Origin of the sequence: Erythrobacter sp. HL-111 (assembly GCF_900105095.1) — a bacterium.
GTDB lineage: Bacteria > Pseudomonadota > Alphaproteobacteria > Sphingomonadales > Sphingomonadaceae > Erythrobacter.
The window spans coordinates 773,468-788,414 of sequence record NZ_LT629743.1 but is presented as its reverse complement, the minus strand read 5'-3'; the positions used below and the strand labels follow the sequence as shown (position 1 = coordinate 788,414).

General features: G+C 68.6%; 13 protein-coding genes and 2 tRNA genes. 7 read left to right on the top strand and 8 right to left on the bottom strand.

Annotated elements, in window-relative coordinates; all coding sequences use genetic code 11:
- The first annotated feature begins 7 nt into the window (after positions 1-7).
- From grxC to BLU08_RS03745, 4 genes are all read left to right on the top strand, one after another.
- Positions 8-283, top strand: coding sequence for a glutaredoxin 3 (gene grxC, locus BLU08_RS03760; RefSeq protein ID WP_090195493.1), 276 nt, complete (start codon positions 8-10; stop codon positions 281-283).
- The gene (locus tag BLU08_RS03755) at positions 280-1,110 is read left to right on the top strand and encodes a nitrilase-related carbon-nitrogen hydrolase (protein WP_090195490.1); all 831 of its coding nucleotides are present in this window, start codon (positions 280-282) and stop codon (positions 1,108-1,110) included. Before grxC ends, BLU08_RS03755 begins: the two co-directional genes overlap by 4 nt.
- The gene (locus BLU08_RS03750; RefSeq protein ID WP_090195484.1) at positions 1,107-1,589 is read left to right on the top strand and encodes a DUF1178 family protein; all 483 of its coding nucleotides are present in this window, start codon (positions 1,107-1,109) and stop codon (positions 1,587-1,589) included. Before BLU08_RS03755 ends, BLU08_RS03750 begins: the two co-directional genes overlap by 4 nt.
- A 73-nt stretch (positions 1,590-1,662) precedes the next feature.
- Positions 1,663-1,739 (top strand) — tRNA-Arg (locus BLU08_RS03745).
- Between the two features lie 110 nt (positions 1,740-1,849).
- On the opposite strand, the gene BLU08_RS03740 is transcribed toward BLU08_RS03745, so the two are convergent.
- Together BLU08_RS03740 and BLU08_RS03735 are read right to left on the bottom strand one after the other, a co-directional pair.
- Positions 1,850-1,924: transfer RNA gene (locus BLU08_RS03740), tRNA-Asn, on the bottom strand.
- A 126-nt stretch (positions 1,925-2,050) separates the two neighbouring features.
- Positions 2,051-2,854: an NAD kinase gene (locus BLU08_RS03735; RefSeq protein WP_090195481.1), complete on the bottom strand. Its 804-nt coding sequence runs from the start codon at positions 2,852-2,854 to the stop codon at positions 2,051-2,053.
- Positions 2,855-3,048: 194 nt separating this feature from the next.
- Here BLU08_RS03735 and BLU08_RS03730 point away from each other — a divergent pair, with 194 nt between their 5' ends.
- Positions 3,049-3,921: an EAL domain-containing protein gene (locus BLU08_RS03730; protein ID WP_090195478.1), complete on the top strand. Its 873-nt coding sequence runs from the start codon at positions 3,049-3,051 to the stop codon at positions 3,919-3,921.
- Between the two features lie 146 nt (positions 3,922-4,067).
- Here BLU08_RS03730 and mfd read toward each other — a convergent pair whose 3' ends face one another.
- Together mfd and BLU08_RS03720 are read right to left on the bottom strand one after the other, a co-directional pair.
- Entirely contained in the window at positions 4,068-7,568 is a 3,501-nt protein-coding gene (gene mfd, locus BLU08_RS03725; RefSeq protein WP_090195473.1) for a transcription-repair coupling factor, read from the bottom strand.
- A 69-nt stretch (positions 7,569-7,637) separates the two neighbouring features.
- Positions 7,638-7,931: a succinate dehydrogenase assembly factor 2 gene (locus BLU08_RS03720; protein WP_090195470.1), complete on the bottom strand. Its 294-nt coding sequence runs from the start codon at positions 7,929-7,931 to the stop codon at positions 7,638-7,640.
- A gap of 172 nt (positions 7,932-8,103) precedes the next feature.
- Here BLU08_RS03720 and recG point away from each other — a divergent pair, with 172 nt between their 5' ends.
- Positions 8,104-10,188 (top strand): ATP-dependent DNA helicase RecG, encoded by a 2,085-nt coding sequence (gene recG, locus BLU08_RS03715; RefSeq protein ID WP_090195467.1) that lies wholly within the window; start codon positions 8,104-8,106, stop codon positions 10,186-10,188.
- A 6-nt stretch (positions 10,189-10,194) separates the two neighbouring features.
- Here recG and BLU08_RS03710 read toward each other — a convergent pair whose 3' ends face one another.
- The 3 genes from BLU08_RS03710 to BLU08_RS03700 all read right to left on the bottom strand — a co-directional run bounded on the left by BLU08_RS03710 (position 10,195) and on the right by BLU08_RS03700 (position 13,146).
- Positions 10,195-10,710 carry a low molecular weight protein-tyrosine-phosphatase gene (locus tag BLU08_RS03710; RefSeq protein ID WP_090195464.1) on the bottom strand — a complete coding sequence of 172 codons (516 nt, stop codon included), beginning with the start codon at positions 10,708-10,710 and terminating at the stop codon, positions 10,195-10,197.
- Between the two features lie 159 nt (positions 10,711-10,869).
- A complete protein-coding gene (locus tag BLU08_RS03705) occupies positions 10,870-12,273 on the bottom strand; it encodes an AarF/ABC1/UbiB kinase family protein (protein ID WP_233996072.1) in 1,404 nt (467 codons plus the stop codon).
- 81 nt (positions 12,274-12,354) lie between these two features.
- Complete coding sequence (locus tag BLU08_RS03700; protein ID WP_233996071.1) at positions 12,355-13,146, bottom strand: SDR family NAD(P)-dependent oxidoreductase; 792 nt, start codon at positions 13,144-13,146, stop codon at positions 12,355-12,357.
- A gap of 58 nt (positions 13,147-13,204) precedes the next feature.
- Between BLU08_RS03700 and BLU08_RS03695 the strand changes: the two genes are divergently transcribed.
- Positions 13,205-13,705: a DUF3429 domain-containing protein gene (locus BLU08_RS03695; protein ID WP_090195458.1), complete on the top strand. Its 501-nt coding sequence runs from the start codon at positions 13,205-13,207 to the stop codon at positions 13,703-13,705.
- Here the strand turns inward: BLU08_RS03695 and BLU08_RS03690 are convergent.
- Positions 13,702-14,937 (bottom strand): MFS transporter, encoded by a 1,236-nt coding sequence (locus BLU08_RS03690; RefSeq protein WP_233996070.1) that lies wholly within the window; start codon positions 14,935-14,937, stop codon positions 13,702-13,704. The genes BLU08_RS03695 and BLU08_RS03690 overlap by 4 nt on opposite strands.
- Between the last annotated feature and the right edge of the window lie 10 nt (positions 14,938-14,947).

The following is a 14,947-nucleotide window of genomic DNA, read 5'->3' as shown; positions in this document are numbered from 1 at the left end:
GGCCAGCATGACCAGTCCCACGATCGACATCTACACCAAGTTCGCCTGCCCCTTCTGCGTGCGCGCGAAGCAGCTCCTCGATGCCAAGGGCGCTGCCTACAGCGAACACGACATCACCATGGGCGGGCCGCGGCGCGAGGAAATGATGCAGCGCGCGCCGACGGCCCGGACGGTGCCGCAGATCTTCATCGGCAAGGTTCATGTCGGCGGCTACGACGATCTCGCTGCGCTCGACCGGGCAGGCAAGCTCGACCCGTTGCTCGCGGGGAATGCCGGCGCGTGACGCGCATCGCGCTGTTCCAGATGCGCTCGGGAATCGATCCCGAGGCGAATTTCGCCGCCATCGCCGAGGCGGCAACACGGGCCGCGGAGGAGGGCGCCCTCGCGCTGTTCACCCCGGAAATGGCGCTGCTGCTCGACCGGGATCGCCGGAGGGCCGCGCGCACCATCGCGGCGAGCGGTTACGCCGATTATCCGCGGCGGCTTGCCGGGCTCGCGGTCGAGGCCGGGATCGACCTTGCGCTCGGCTCCATGCCGGTCGCGCATCCTTCGGGCAAGTGGCTCAACCGCGCGCATTACTTTCCCGCGGATGGCGGCGCGCCCACGCTTTACGACAAGCTGCACCTGTTCGACGTCGCACTGGCGAGCGGGGAGAGCTGGCGGGAAAGCAATGCCTACGCGCCGGGCGCGCAGGTGGCCTGTGTCGAAGGCAGCCCGGTCGGGCGGCTCGGCCTCACGATCTGCTACGACATCCGCTTTCCCGCCCTGTTCGAGGAACTCGGCCGCCGGCTGTGCGACTGCATCGCGATTCCCGCCGCCTTCACCGTCCCGACCGGCGCAGCGCACTGGCACGTCCTGCAACGCGCCCGGGCGATCGAGGCGAGCGCCTTCGTCATCGCCGCCGCGCAGGTCGGCGAACATGAGGACGGGCGCACGACTTACGGCCACAGCCTGGTGATCGACCCGTGGGGCGATATCCTGCTCGACATGGGGGACGAGGGTCCGGGTCTCGGCTATTGCGACATCGACCTTTCGCGGATCGGGGCGGTGCGCGCGCAGGTGCCTTCTCTTGCCAACCGCCGCGAAATCCCCAAATCACGACCGCTATGATCGTATTCGACCTGCATTGCGAGGCGGGCCACCGGTTCGAGGGATGGTTCGGCTCCTCCACCGATTTCGAAAGCCAGCGCACGCGCGGCCTGATCGCGTGCCCCGAATGCGGCTCCGGCGATGTCGGCAAGGCGCCGATGGCGCCACTGGTGCCGGCCAAGGGCAAGCGGGTCGAACCCGCATCCGCCCGCGCGCCCGAGCCGGCGCAAGCCGGCGAGCCGGTCGCGAACCGTGAGCTGCCGAAGGAAGTGCACAAGGCGCTCGCCGCGCTTGCCAAGGCGCAGGCGCGGGCGCTCGAGAAGAGCACCTGGGTCGGAGACGGTTTCGCCGAAGCGTCGCGCGCGATGCATTACGGCGAGCGCGAGGAGGCCCCGATCCACGGACGCGCCAGCCTCGCCGAAGCGAAGGCGCTGATCGACGAGGGCGTGCCGGTTGCCCCGCTGCCTTTCCCGGTCGCCCCGCCGGACGATATCAACTGAAGCGGGCATCCCCGCCCGGTTGCCGGCGGGGGATTGCCGACCCGGCACGCGATGCTATGGAAGCGATCGCAACGTCCCCGTAGCTCAGTAGGATAGAGCGTCGGATTCCTAATCCGAAGGCCACAGGTTCGAATCCTGTCGGGGACACCAGCGCTTCGCCGCCTGATCGCGGGCGCGTCGCACTTTCCGAAAACGTTTCCTGAAGGATTATCGCCCTGCGGCCCGCGAACGGGATCGCCCGGGGCGGCGGGCGGTAAGTGTGGCTCCCCGAGTTGGATTCGAACCAACGACCAAGTGATTAACAGTCACCTACTCTACCGCTGAGCTATCGGGGAGCAGCCCCGGTCTGTCTGCCGGAGCGAGCCGCGCGTATATGGGGGCGCGTGGGGTTTTGCAAGAGCCTTCGCAGCGAAAATCCCGGGCATGGCCCGCCCCCGGCAAAACCGCCCCCCGGGGGCCGGCTAGGCCGTCACGAATTGTTCCGAGACGATCCGCTCCTCGAGCGACTGGCCGGGATCGAACAGCAATTCGAGTTCGGTGTCGCGCGCGATCTCGAGCGTGACCTCGGCGATGTCGCGCAGTTCCTTCTGGTCGGCAACCGCTGCGACAGGCCGCTTGACCGGTTCGAGCACCTTGAGGATGATCTTCATCCGGTCTGGCAGGATCGCCCCGCGCCAGCGCCGTGGACGGAACGGGCTGATCGGGGTGAGCGCCAGGACCTCGCTGTCGAGCGGCAGGATCGGGCCGTTCGCCGACAGGTTGTAGGCGGTCGAGCCCGCGGGCGTCGCCACCAGCACCCCGTCGCAGACCAGTTCCCGGATTCGCACCCGGCTGCCGACCGTCACCTCGATCTTCGCGGTCTGGCGGGTCTCGCGCAGGATCGAGAGTTCGTTGATCGCGCACAGCGAGTGCCGTTCGCCGCTCTGGGTGACGGCCTCGATCCGCAAGGGGGCGATCGCCTTGTGCTTCGCGCGGTTCAATCGCCCGAGCACGTCCATCTTCGGCGTGAAGCGGTTCATCAGGAAGCCGACCGTCCCGAGGTTCATCCCGAAGGCGGGAATGATTCGCGCCCGGTCGAGCATGTCGTGCAGCGTCTGCAGCATGAACCCGTCGCCGCCCAGCACGACCGCGCTGTCGGCCTCCTCGAGCGAGGCCCAGTCGTGCTGGCCCAGAAGCGTCTCGTAGGCGATCTGCGCGCGCTCGGTATCCGATGCGAGCAGGCAGGGCCTCTTGAACTGGTGCGGCTCTTCGCCTGTCGTTTCCATGATGTCCCCGTCCCGCCGCGCCCGTTTCCCCCAGGCTCCCCGCGGCAATTACAGATTCGCCGCAATGTTTCAATTCAGGCCGTGTTTCCGATTGTCCTGCCCATCCCGCCCGTTCATGCCTAGGACAATTCCATGCGGAGACAACGCCATCTCCGCGAAAGGGCGGCGAACCCGCGAAGGGAGTGCGATTTCTGATGGACCGGCGACGATCGTTGCGGGGGCAGGGGCTCGAAAACCGGCCGGCGGGCGGCCGGGCCAGGGCGGGGCAGGGCAGCTCCGTCCTTGCCGGCGTGCGCCCTGACCTGCTCGAGACGGACCTCCTCGCCGCGCTCGACCGGCGCGAGATCGAGGTCCTGTTCCAGCCGCAATTCGCCTGCGCGACCGGCATCGTCACCGGGGCCGAGGCGCTGGCGCGCTGGCACCACCCGACGCTGGGCGAGATCGGTGCGCGCGACCTTTTCGCCATTGCCGAGCCCGCTGCGCTGGTCGCGCCGCTCTCGCGCCATGTCGTCGCCCGCGCGCTCGAACAGGCGGAGCGCTGGCCCGAGCGGCTTGCGCTCTCGCTCAACATCACGCCCGAGGAGCTGGGCGACCCGCGCTTCGCGGCCGATTTCGCGGGGCTGATCGGTCGCAGCGCCATCGCGCCCGCCCGGCTCATGCTCGAGATCACCGAGGACGTGCTGCTGCGGAACCTGAAACAGGCGGGCGAGGCGCTCGCCGCGCTCAGGAAACTCGGCTTCCGCACTGCGCTCGACGATTTCGGCGCGGGGTTCTGCAATTTCCGCTACCTGCGCGAATTGCCGCTGGACGCGCTCAAGCTCGACAAGACCATGCTCGACGGCGTGCCCGGGGATCGCACTTCGCTCGCCGTGTTCCGGGCGATCGTGCAGGTCGCGAAGGCGCTCGACCTTGCGGTCTATGCCGAGGGAGTCGAAAGCGAGGTCCAGCGCGCGGCGGTGGTCGCGGAAGGGTGCGATCACTGGCAGGGCTTCCTGCGCGCCCAGCCGATGAAAAGCGAGGCGATGCTGGAACTCGCCCGCAAGGGGCGCGGGAAGGGGCACGGGTGAGCCTCGAAAAGGTGACGCACGGGTCCCGCACCCGGGCCTGCGCCGGGGTGACGGTAAGGGCGGGAACGGGGTTGCAAGCAGGCAGTCGGGTTGCACCGTCGCGCGCCGGACAGCGGCCATAGGGTGTCCGGGGCGCGCGCCCGAACCTAGGCCGCCTCGGTCTTCTTTTCCTTCGCCTTCGCCGCCTTCTTCACGATCCCGCTCAGCCCCTTGGTCAGCTGGAACAGCCCGTTCAACCGGCTCTGCGGATCGCCCCAGGCGCGGTTGATGACGAGCTTCATGTCGGGGCGCAGCTTGGCCGTGCCCTGCAGCCGGTCGACATAGGCGACAAGGCCGGCGGGGTCGGGGAAGTCGTCCTTGTGGAAGGTGACAAGCGTGCCCCGCGCGCCGACGTCGATCTTGGCGATGTTGGCCGCGATCGCCTGGTGCTTGATCTCGATCAGGCGCACGAGGTTTTGCGTCGGTGCGGGCAGGTCTCCGAAACGGTCGATCATTTCGGCGGCGAGGCTTTCGATCTCGGCCTTGCCCTCGGCCTGGTTCAATCGGCGGTAGAGCGCCATGCGCACGGCGAGGTCGGGGACGTAGTCCTCCGGGATCATGATCGGCGCATCGACCGTGATCTGGGGCGAAACCTTGTCCCGTGCCGGTTCGAGGCCCATTTCGCCCGCCTTGGCCGCAAGGATCGCGTCCTCCAGCATCGACTGGTAGAGTTCGAAGCCGACCTCGCGGATATGGCCCGACTGTTCGTCGCCCAGGAGGTTGCCCGCGCCGCGAATGTCGAGATCGTGGCTTGCCAGCTGGAACCCTGCGCCGAGGCTGTCGAGGTCGGACAGGACCTTCAGCCGTTTCTCGGCGATCTCCGACAGCTGCACGTCCTTTTCATAGGTGAGATAGGCATAGGCGCGCAGCTTCGCCCGGCCGACGCGGCCGCGCAGCTGGTAGAGCTGGGCGAGGCCGAAGCGGTCGGCGCGGTGGATGATGATGGTGTTGGCCGATGGCAGGTCGAGGCCGGATTCGACGATCGTGGTCGACAGCAGCACCTCGTACTTGCCCTCGTAGAAGGCGCTCATCCGCTCCTCGATCTCGCTCGGCGACATCTGGCCGTGGGCGGAGACGACCTTCACTTCGGGGACGTTCTCGTGGAGCCATTCCTCGAGCGGCGCCATGTCGGAGATGCGCGAGACGACGATGAAGCTCTGCCCGCCGCGGTGATGTTCGCGCAGCAGCGCCTCGCGCATCACCATGTCGTCCCATTCCATCACGTAGGTCCGCACCGCGAGCCGGTCGACGGGCGGGGTCTGGATCGTCGAAAGCTCGCGCAGGCCGCTCATCGCCATCTGCAGCGTGCGCGGGATCGGCGTCGCGGTGAGCGTCAGCATGTGGACGTCGGAGCGCAGCTGCTTGAGCTTTTCCTTGTGGGTGACGCCGAAGCGCTGCTCCTCGTCGACGATGACGAGGCCGAGATCGCGGAAGCTCGTCGATTTGGAAAGGATCGCGTGGGTGCCGACGACGATATCGATGTCGCCCTTTTCCAGCCCCTCGCGGGTCTCGGCCATTTCCCTGGGCGAGACGAGGCGGGAGAGGCGGCCGACCTTCAGCGGGAAACCCTCGAACCGGCTCGCGAAATTCTGGTAGTGCTGGCGGGCGAGCAGGGTGGTGGGCGCGACGACCGCGACCTGCCGCCCGCTCATCGCCGCGACGAAGGCGGCGCGCAGGGCGACCTCGGTCTTGCCGAAACCGACATCGCCGCACACCAGGCGGTCCATCGGCCTGCCGCTTTCGAGGTCGCGCAGGACTTCCTCGATGGCGCGGTCCTGGTCCTCGGTCTCGTCCCAGGGAAAACGGTCGACGAACTGGTTGAAGCTGGCTTCCTCGGGCTCGAACACCGGGGCTTTCTTGAGCGCACGCTCGGCCGCGACCTTCATCAGCTCGCCGGCGATCGCGGTGATCCGCTCCTTGAGCCGGGCGCGCCGTTTCTGCCATGCCTCGCCGCCGAGCCGGTCGAGCGGGACCGCTTCCTCGGAAGAGCCGTAGCGCGATAGGACGTCGATGTTCTCGACCGGGATGAACAGCTTGTCGCCGCCGTGATATTCGAGCGCGACGCAATCGTGCTGGCTCTTGCCCACGGGGATGGGTTCGAGGCCGAGATACTTGCCGATCCCGTGTTCGACATGGACGACCAGGTCGCCCCTCGACAGCGCCTGAAGTTCGGCGAGGAAAGCGTCCGAATCGCGCCGTTTCTTCTTGCGCCGCACCAGCCGGTCGCCGAGCACGTCCTGTTCGGTGACGATTTCGAGGTCGTCATTGGCGAAGCCCGCCTCCAGCGGCAGGACCATGATCGTCGCATCGCCCCTGGCGGAAAGGCCCAGCGCTTCCTGCCAGGTGTCCGCGATGCGCGTGGGCGTGCCGGCCTCGGACAGGATCGACCCGATCCGCTTCGCGCTGCCGGTGGAATAGGCGGCGAGGAGGGGGCGCTTGCCCGCCCTGGCGATCGCTTTGAGATGCTGCGCGGCGGCTTCGTAGACATTGTCGCCGCGGGCGCGCTCGGGCGCGAAATCGCGCCCGGCCCTGAACCCGAAATCGAGCGAGGCCTCGCCCTCGGGCGCGGCGAAGACGCTCGCGCGGTGCGCGGGGGCGGCGGCCAGTGCCGCGGCGAATTCGTCCCGGGTGAGATAGAGCGCATCCGGGGCGAGCGGACGGTAACTGCCCGATCGGTCCGATCCCGTGCGCGTGCGCTGGTCGTGATAGTCGGCGATGTCGGCGATCCGCTCCTCGCTGGCAGAGATCGCCTGCGCGTCGATCACCATGACGTCGGCCGCGTCGAGATGGTCGAACAGGGTCGAAAGCCGTTCTTCGAACAGCGGTAGCCAGTGCTCCATCCCCGCAAGCCGCCGCCCCTCGCTCACCGCTTCGTAGAGCGGGTCCTGCGTCGCGCTCGCCCCGAACAATTCGCGGTAGGTCGAACGGAAACGCTTGATGCTGGCTTCGTCGAGCAGCGCCTCGGATGCGGGCAGCAGCAGGTGCGAGTTCAGCGTGCCGGTGGAGCGCTGCGTGCCGGGATCGAACAGGCGCAGGCTTTCGAGCTCGTCCCCGAAGAAATCGAGCCGCAGGCCCTGGTCGAGCGAGGAGGGGAAGATGTCGACGATCGACCCGCGCACCGCGAATTCGCCGTGGTCGATCACGGTGTCGGTGCGCGAATAGCCCGCGCGGGTCAGGAGCCTGGCGAGGCTGTCGTGCCCGATGGTCGTGCCGGGCGCGAATTCGCGCACGCTCTCGCGGACGCGGAAGGGGGTGAGCACCCGCTGGAGCGCGGCGTTGACGGTGGTGACGAGCAGCTGCGATCCGCTTTGCGGGTTCTGCAGGCGGTGCAGCGCCGAAAGCCGCGCCGCGCTGATCGACAGGGCCGGGCTCGCGCGGTCATAGGGCAGGCAGTCCCATGCCGGCAGCTCGATCACCTCGACCTCGGGCGCGAACAGGCGCGCGGCTTCCGCCACGGACCGCATCGCGGCATCGTCGGGCGCGATGAAGACGGCGCGCCGTTTCGCGGCCCGGGCGAGGTCGCCCATCACCAGCGGCAGGCTCCCCCGCGGCAGCGAAGTGAGCGTGAGCGGCGTTTCGCTCGCCAGGATGCGGGAAAGGTCGGGCATGATCGTTTAGGTCAAAGGCGCAAGGGCGCGCAGGCGTTCCCGCCGCGGCCGGGGAAAGGTGCGCGCGCCCTAGCGCGGGATGTCGACGTAGTCGAGCTTGCGCATCGCCTCGATCAGCGCGCCCCGGAAACGTTCGGGTACGACCTGCGTGCCGAGACCCCAGGCCATCACGTCGACATCGTCTTCGGCGAGGAGATCCTCGAACCATTCGAGCTCCGCTTCGCCCCAGGTCGCATGATAGCGGTCGAAGAAGCCCCCGATCATGTAATCCGCCTCGCGCGTGCCGCGATGCCAGGCGCGGAACTTCGCGCGGGCGAGCCGCTGTTCGAAAGTGGGGGTGTCGGGGGAATTGATCTCGACCATGGCTGCCAGATTAGGGGCTGCGGACGGCGGCATCAACTCGTCATTGCACGAAGCGCGAAAAACCGGCGCGGCCATCGCGCGCCGACCGCCGGCATCGATCGCGCGGTTTGTCCAAGGATTGTGTCGCCAGCAGCTCGCCATGACGAAGGGGCGGTGGTAGCGCCAGGGCACGATGCGTCCCGAAATCCTCAACCCGCTTTTCGCCGAGACCCGCTCGCTCGAGGGCGTGGGACCGAAGCTCGCGAAACCGCTCGAGCGGCTCGGCCTCGCACGGGTCAAGGACGTCGCCTACCACCTGCCCGAACGGTTCGTTTCCCGCCGGGCGATCGCCGATCTCGACGAAGGCGCCGAGGGCGAACAGGTCGTCGTCGCGCTGACCCCGACCGAACACCGCGCCGCGCGCTCCCAGCGCGGGCCGTACCGGGTGCTGGCGCAGGATGCGGCGGGCAATATCTGCGCGATCACCTATTTCGGGCGGGCGTCCTATGCGGCGAAGAAGCTGCTGCCGGTCGGGGAAAGGCGCTGGGTCGCGGGCCGGCTCGACCGCTATGGCGACATGCTCCAGATCGTGCATCCCGACCATGTCGAAGGCGGGGGCGAAGGTGACGGCGGGGACGGGGGCGGGGCGCATCTCGGGCGGCTCAACGAGCCGGTCTATCGCCTGTCCGAGGGGCTGACCCAGCCGCGCGTCGCCGCGCTGGTGGATCAGGCGCTCGCCCGACTGCCGGACCTGCCCGAATGGATCGAGCCGGGCCAGCTCGAACGCGCCGGTTGGCCCGCATGGCGCGAGGCGCTGCGGCTCGCGCACCGGAACGGGGACGCCGCCGCGCGCGACCGGCTCGCCTATGACGAATTGCTCGCGAACAGCCTCGCCCTCCTGCTCGTCAAGGCCGACAGCCGCCGCCGCAAGGGGCAGGCGCTGGTCGGCGACGGGCGACTGAGGGCGAAGCTTTCCCTGCCGTTCGAAATGACCGGCGCGCAGAAGCGCTCGATTGCCGAGATCGAGGGCGACATGGCGCAGGAGGCCCCGATGCTGCGCCTGCTGCAGGGCGATGTCGGAGCGGGCAAGACCGTGGTCGCGCTCGCCGCGATGCTGATCGCGGTCGAAGCGGGCAGGCAGGCCGCGCTGCTCGCCCCGACCGAAATCCTCGCACGCCAGCATCACGAGACGCTGCGCCGCATGGCCGCGAGCACCGGGGTGGAGGTTGCGCTGCTGACCGGACGGGCCAAGGGGCGCGAGCGCGAGGGGCTGCTGATGGGGCTGCTCGACGGTTCGATCGACATTGTCGTCGGCACCCATTCGCTGTTCCAGGACAGCGTCGCCTACCGTGACCTCGGCCTCGTCGTGATCGACGAACAGCACCGCTTCGGCGTTGCCCAGCGGCTCGCGCTCGCGGCCAAGGGCCGCCGCGCCCCGCACACGCTCGCCATGACGGCCACCCCGATCCCGCGCTCGCTGACACTGGCCAATTACGGCGAGATGGACGTGAGCCGCCTCGACGAACTCCCGCCCGGGCGGCAGGCGATCGACACGCGGGTCGTGGCGCAGGAGCGGATGGAGGATGTCGTCGCCGGGGTCGCGCGGCACCTTGCGGGCGGGCAGCAGGCCTATTGGGTGTGCCCGATGGTGCGCGAAAACGACAGCGACGACATCGCCGCGGCCGAGGCGCGCTTCGCGGCCCTCAGGGAACGCTTCGGCGATGCGGTCGTGATGGTCCACGGCCAGCTCGCGCCCGAAATCAAGGACGCCAACATGCACCGCTTCGCCAGCGGTGCGGCGAAGCTGCTCGTCGCGACGACGGTGATCGAGGTCGGGGTGGACGTTCCAGCCGCGACCCTGATGGTGATCGAACAGGCCGAACGCTTCGGCCTTGCGCAGCTGCACCAGTTGCGCGGCCGGGTCGGGCGGGGATCGGAGAAATCGGTCTGCCTGCTGCTGCGTGGTAACGAACTTTCCGAGACGGGCAAGAAACGGCTTGCCCTGATGCGCGAGACGCAGGACGGGTTTCGGATCGCCGAGGAAGACCTCGAGCTGAGAGGCGGGGGCGAACTGCTCGGCACGCGGCAATCGGGCGAGGCGGCCTTCCACCTCGCCGATCTCGACCAGGTCCAGCGCCTGCTTCCGGCCGCCCATGCCGATGCGCGGCTGCTGATCGACCGGGACGGGGGGCTGACGAGCGCGCGGGGCGAGGCGGCGCGAATCCTGCTCTACCTGTTCGAGCGCGACTGGGGCGTGCAGTTGCTGCGCGGCGGGTGAGGCCGGTCAGGCGTCCGCGAGGGGAAAGCGCGCCTCGCAGCCTTCGGCGAGGAAGCGTTCCACCACCGCATCGACCGCGCGGGTGATCTCTTTCCAGACGCGGCGGAAATCCTCCTCGTCGCCGTAATAGGGATCCTCGATCGGGCGGCCTTCGAACCCGGCGACCGCATCGTTCAGCAGCGCGACCTGCGCTTTTCCATCGCGCGGGGCATGCGCCCTGATCCCCTGCAGGTTGGCCCGGTCGAGCGCGAAGATATGGGTCGCGCTGTAGAAATCGTCGCGCCTGATCTGGCGGCCGAGGAGCCCTGTAATGTCGACGCCGTTCTCGCGCGCGATCCGGATCGCGCGCGGATCGGGCGGTTCGCCGACATGGTAGGCGGCGGTTCCGACCGAATCGATCCCGACCCTGAGCCCGGCCCTGTCCGAAGCGGCGCGGAACGCGCCTTCCGCCATGGGAGAGCGGCAGATATTGCCGAGGCAGACGAACAGGACCGCCGGAAATGATTCTGACCCTTGCCCCATGACGAAAACCAATAGGCTGCAAATGCCGGACCCGCAATCTTCTTCTAAGTATTACGAAAGTTTACTCGCTGCGGAACATCCTCCGTGCGATTGCACTTTTGGTCCTGCCGGCGCCGTGTGCCGCGGCGGAGCGGGCCGCGGGGGGCGGGGAAGGGCCGGTCAGGCGGCCTTGGCGGGCAGGGGCTTGGTCGAGCCGAGCACTTCCTCGGTGATGCGGCGGATATTGACCTGCGCCTTGAGCTTCGCGCCGAGCAGCGCCGTGCCCGAAACCTTGCGCTGCACGAACAGCGTCTCGATCGGGGGGAAGGCCCAGGTGTCCTTGTCCTGCGCGATCGCATAGCCTTCCTCGCGCAGCAGCGGGACGAAGGCCCGGTCGCCGAAATCGAACGGCTTGTCCTCGCGCATCTCGTTGATGACCACGTCGATCATGCGGTTCACCCGTTCGGGGTGCTTTTCCGCAACGATCGGCATCATGAAGCCGCTGTCGATGGTGGCCTTGAGCACCTGATCGCGGTCGCCCCTCAATCCCGCCTCGAGCATGGCGCGGTAACCGTTCGAGACGTCCGGATCGACCTCCCGGCAGGCGCCGAAATCGAGCAGGACGAGCTCGCCCGTCTCGCGGCGATAGCGGTAATTCGCGAAGTTGGGGTCGGTCTGCATCACGCCGAATTCGAACAGTTCGCGCGCGACGAGGCGCATCAGGCGGCCTACGACCTCGTCGCGCTGTTCGGGGCTTTCCTCGGCCAGCACCTCGATGCTCGCGCCTTCCTCGAAGCTCATAGCGAGGATGTGCTCGCGCGTCAGATCCTTGTGCAGGCGCGGGACGACGAAGCCCGGTTCGCCTTCGAGCCGCCTGGCGTACAGCTCCATCTGTTCGCCTTCGCGATGGTAGTCGGCCTCTTCGTGGAGCTGCTTCTTCGCGGCGGCGAGCAGCCTGTCGATTTCCAGTTCGGGCGGGGCGAAGCCGGCGACGCGCAGCAGGGTCATGACGTTGTCGACATCGCTGTCGATGCTCTTCGCGACGCCCGGATACTGCACCTTGATCGCGAGTTCCTCGCCCTCGCGGGTCATCGCCTTGTGGACCTGGCCGATGCTGGCGGCGGCGATCGGGCGGGGATTGAACCACCTGAACTGGCGGCGCCAGTCATTGCCCCATTGTTCCTTGAGCACCTGGTCGAGCTGGCGGGTCGGCATGAAGCTCGCCTGGTCGCGTAGCGTGGCGAGGATCTGGGCGAGTTCGGGCGGGAGGAAATCGCCCGCGTCCATGCTGATCATCTGGCCCATCTTCATCGCCGCGCCGCGCAGGTGCGACAGGCGGTCGGCGAGCCGGCGGGCATTGCCGGGGGTGAGGATGAGGTCGCGTGCCGAAACCCGCTCCCCGCTGGTGATGCGCCGCGCGCCCTCGGCCATCATGCCGCCGGCGACCCCGCCGACAAGCTGTCCGAAGCTAGCCACACGCGAGATGCGTCCCGAGGGGACCGCACGGTGACGACCGCGTTCCTCGCGGCCCCAGTTGGCTTCGGATTCGGCGATGTTGCGATCGTCGTCGGAAGGTTCTGACACGTAAGCTGACCCCGTCGTCTCTGGCTGCTGCTTTCCAACAGATGGTTCCGCAAGGCGTTCCGCGCAAGGCGCGCGCACGGTTCAGCTGATGCACAGCCCCCCGTCGACCGGCAGGCACTGCCCGGTGATGTAGTCCGAATGGGGCGAGGCGAAGAACACCGCGAGCCCTTCGAGCCCGGCGTGGTCGCCCGGGCGGCGCAGCGGGATCCGCTTTTCCATCCATGCGGCGAACCGGGGATCGGCCGCCGCCGTGATGTCGGTTTCGTAGAAGCCGAAGAGCAGCGCGTTGGCGGTGATGCCGTGGCGCGCCAGTTCGAACGCCGCGCCGCGGGTGAGCCCGTTGAGCGCCGCCTTGGACGCGGCATAGTCGGAGCTGCGGTTGACCCCCATGATCGACTGGCCCGACGAGGTTGCGACGAGCTTGCCGCCGGCATCGCCTTCCCCGGCGCGCGCGATCATGTGGCGGGTGACGTGCTTGTAGGTGAGCGCCGGCCCGCGCGCGTTGACCGCCATGACCCGGTCCCACCCGTCCGTTTCGATGTCGGGGATCGCCGTCCCCGCGCCCGCGATCCCCGCATTGGCGAAACAGGCATCGACCCGCCCGAAGGCGGCGAGGGTTTCGCCCATGGCGGCTTCGATCTGCGCCTCCTCGGCCACGTCGCAGCGGCAGGCGATCGCCTCGCCCCTGCCGAGCGCGCCGAGTTGCTCGAGCGCCGCCGCGTTCTTTTCCTCGTTGCGCGCCCAGATCGCGACGCGCGCGCCCGCCTTGACGAGGCCGCGAGCCATGCCGAGGCCGAGCCCGCCATTGCCGCCGGTGACGACCGCGACGCGGCCGGAAAGATCGAACAGGTCCATGCCCACCGACTGCCCCAATCGGGCACATTCGGCAAGCCGCTGGAACTGCGCGGACCCTTATGTATTTTGCGAGGTCATGGACGGACACAAGACGCTTACTCCCGCCGCCCGCTGGCTCGGCTATGCGGGGCTCCTTCCCCAGGTCATCTGCCTCGCTCTCGCGCTTGCCGAACCCGCTCCCGGTGCCGCGGCGGGCACGGGTTCGGGCTGGGGCTATGCCGCGCTCGCGGCGGGTTTCGCCTATGCGGCGGCGATCTTCAGCTTCCTGGGCGGCGTGTGGTGGGGGCAGGCCATCGCCCATTCCTTCGACCGGCCGGTGGGGGCGGGGGCCTATCTCGTCGCGGTGCTGCCGAGCCTGATCGCGGTCGCGCTGTTCCTGCCATGGCTGTTCGGGTGGGAATGGCCCGGCCCGGCGCTCCTCTATCTCGGCGGGTTGATCGCGCTGTCGCCGCTGGTCGACCGGGCATTGGGCTTCGCCTCGCGCGATTTCCTGAATCTGAGGGTGCAATTGTCGGTCGGGCTCGGCGTCCTGACGATCCTGCTCGGGATCGTCGCGGAAACGCTGATGACGTCCTAGGCGCCTGCGTTCCGGCCGGGTCTGCCGCGATCCCCGGCGCGCAGGGAGAGGGTCGAAAGCGCCACCACGCAAAGCGAGCAGGCGACCAGCATCGCCGAGGTTCCCGCCCATCCCGCCCAGTCGTAGACCGCCGGACCGAGCAGGCTGCCGAGCGCGCCGCCGAGGAACATGACGACGATATAGACCGTCGTGAGCCGGGTGCGGATCGCAGGCTCCAATGCGAGGAAGGTCATGCGCCCGGTGACGTCGATCGTCGGGCCGACCATGTTGACGACCACCAGCGGCACGGCGATCCCCCACGCGCTCCAGCCGAGCGGATAGAGCAGGGCGAGGCCGACCGCCTGCACCCCGGCCGCCATCACCCGCGCCCGGAGAGCGCCGATCCGGTCTGCGAGACGGCCGAGGCGGGGCGTGGTGACGATGCTCACCGCCGCCAGCCCCGCAAGATAGCCGACCGTATCGACGCCGTAGCCAAGTTCGGGGCTCGTCAGGTGCAGCGCGAGCGCGAGCCAGGTCGCGGTGAACATCGCGAAATTGAGCCCCTGGATCGCTGCCGAGACGAGCATTCCGGGATGCCTGCGGCCCAGCGCGAAGACCGAGGCGAGGAGCGCGCCATAGCTTCCCGCCGGGCGCTTCGCCGCGCCGCCCTCGCTCTTCATGGCGAGGGGAAGCGCCAGCGTCACCGCCGCCATCAGCGCGAAGGCACACCAGTAGACCGCACGCCAGCCCAGGCGTTCGGCCACCACGCCCGCACCCACCCGGGCGACCAGGATGCCGAAGATCACGCCCACCGTCAGCAGCGCAGTGACCTGTCCCAGCCGTTCCGGCGCGACCCGCTTCGAAGCGAAGGCGGGGATGAGATAGGGCGCGATGGTCACGAACCCCAGCAGGGTCGAGGCCGCGGTGAAAAGCGCAAAATCCTCCGCCAGAGCCATGCCGAGCATGAAGACGCTCTGCAGCGCGACGAAAAGGATGCACAGCGAACGGTTCGGATAGCGATCGCCGAGCGGCAGGAGCAGGAAAATGCCGAGCGCGAGCGCGAGCTGGTTGAGCGCGGGCACGATCCCGATCCGCGCCTCGCCCACATCGAAGCTCGCCGCGACCTCGCCGATGATCGGGTGGATGTAATAGGCGTTGGCCGTCACCACCGCGACCGTTACCGCGAGCACGTATTCCTGCGCGCGGCTGAGCTGGTCGGGCGCGGAGGAATCGATCGCGGCCGACGCGTTCAAGCGCGCAACC

Excerpts from the sequence above, each read along its gene's own strand:
- grxC (WP_090195493.1), top strand. The coding sequence starts at position 8 with ATGACCAGTCCCACGATCGACATCTACACCAAGTTCGCCTGCCCCTTC.
- BLU08_RS03750 (WP_090195484.1), top strand. The coding sequence starts at position 1,107 with ATGATCGTATTCGACCTGCATTGCGAGGCGGGCCACCGGTTCGAGGGA.
- BLU08_RS03735 (WP_090195481.1), bottom strand. The coding sequence starts at position 2,854 with ATGGAAACGACAGGCGAAGAGCCGCACCAGTTCAAGAGGCCCTGCCTG.
- BLU08_RS03730 (WP_090195478.1), top strand. The coding sequence starts at position 3,049 with ATGGACCGGCGACGATCGTTGCGGGGGCAGGGGCTCGAAAACCGGCCG.
- mfd (WP_090195473.1), bottom strand. The coding sequence starts at position 7,568 with ATGCCCGACCTTTCCCGCATCCTGGCGAGCGAAACGCCGCTCACGCTC.
- BLU08_RS03720 (WP_090195470.1), bottom strand. The coding sequence starts at position 7,931 with ATGGTCGAGATCAATTCCCCCGACACCCCCACTTTCGAACAGCGGCTC.
- recG (WP_090195467.1), top strand. The coding sequence starts at position 8,104 with ATGCGTCCCGAAATCCTCAACCCGCTTTTCGCCGAGACCCGCTCGCTC.
- BLU08_RS03710 (WP_090195464.1), bottom strand. The coding sequence starts at position 10,710 with ATGGGGCAAGGGTCAGAATCATTTCCGGCGGTCCTGTTCGTCTGCCTC.
- BLU08_RS03695 (WP_090195458.1), top strand. The coding sequence starts at position 13,205 with ATGGACGGACACAAGACGCTTACTCCCGCCGCCCGCTGGCTCGGCTAT.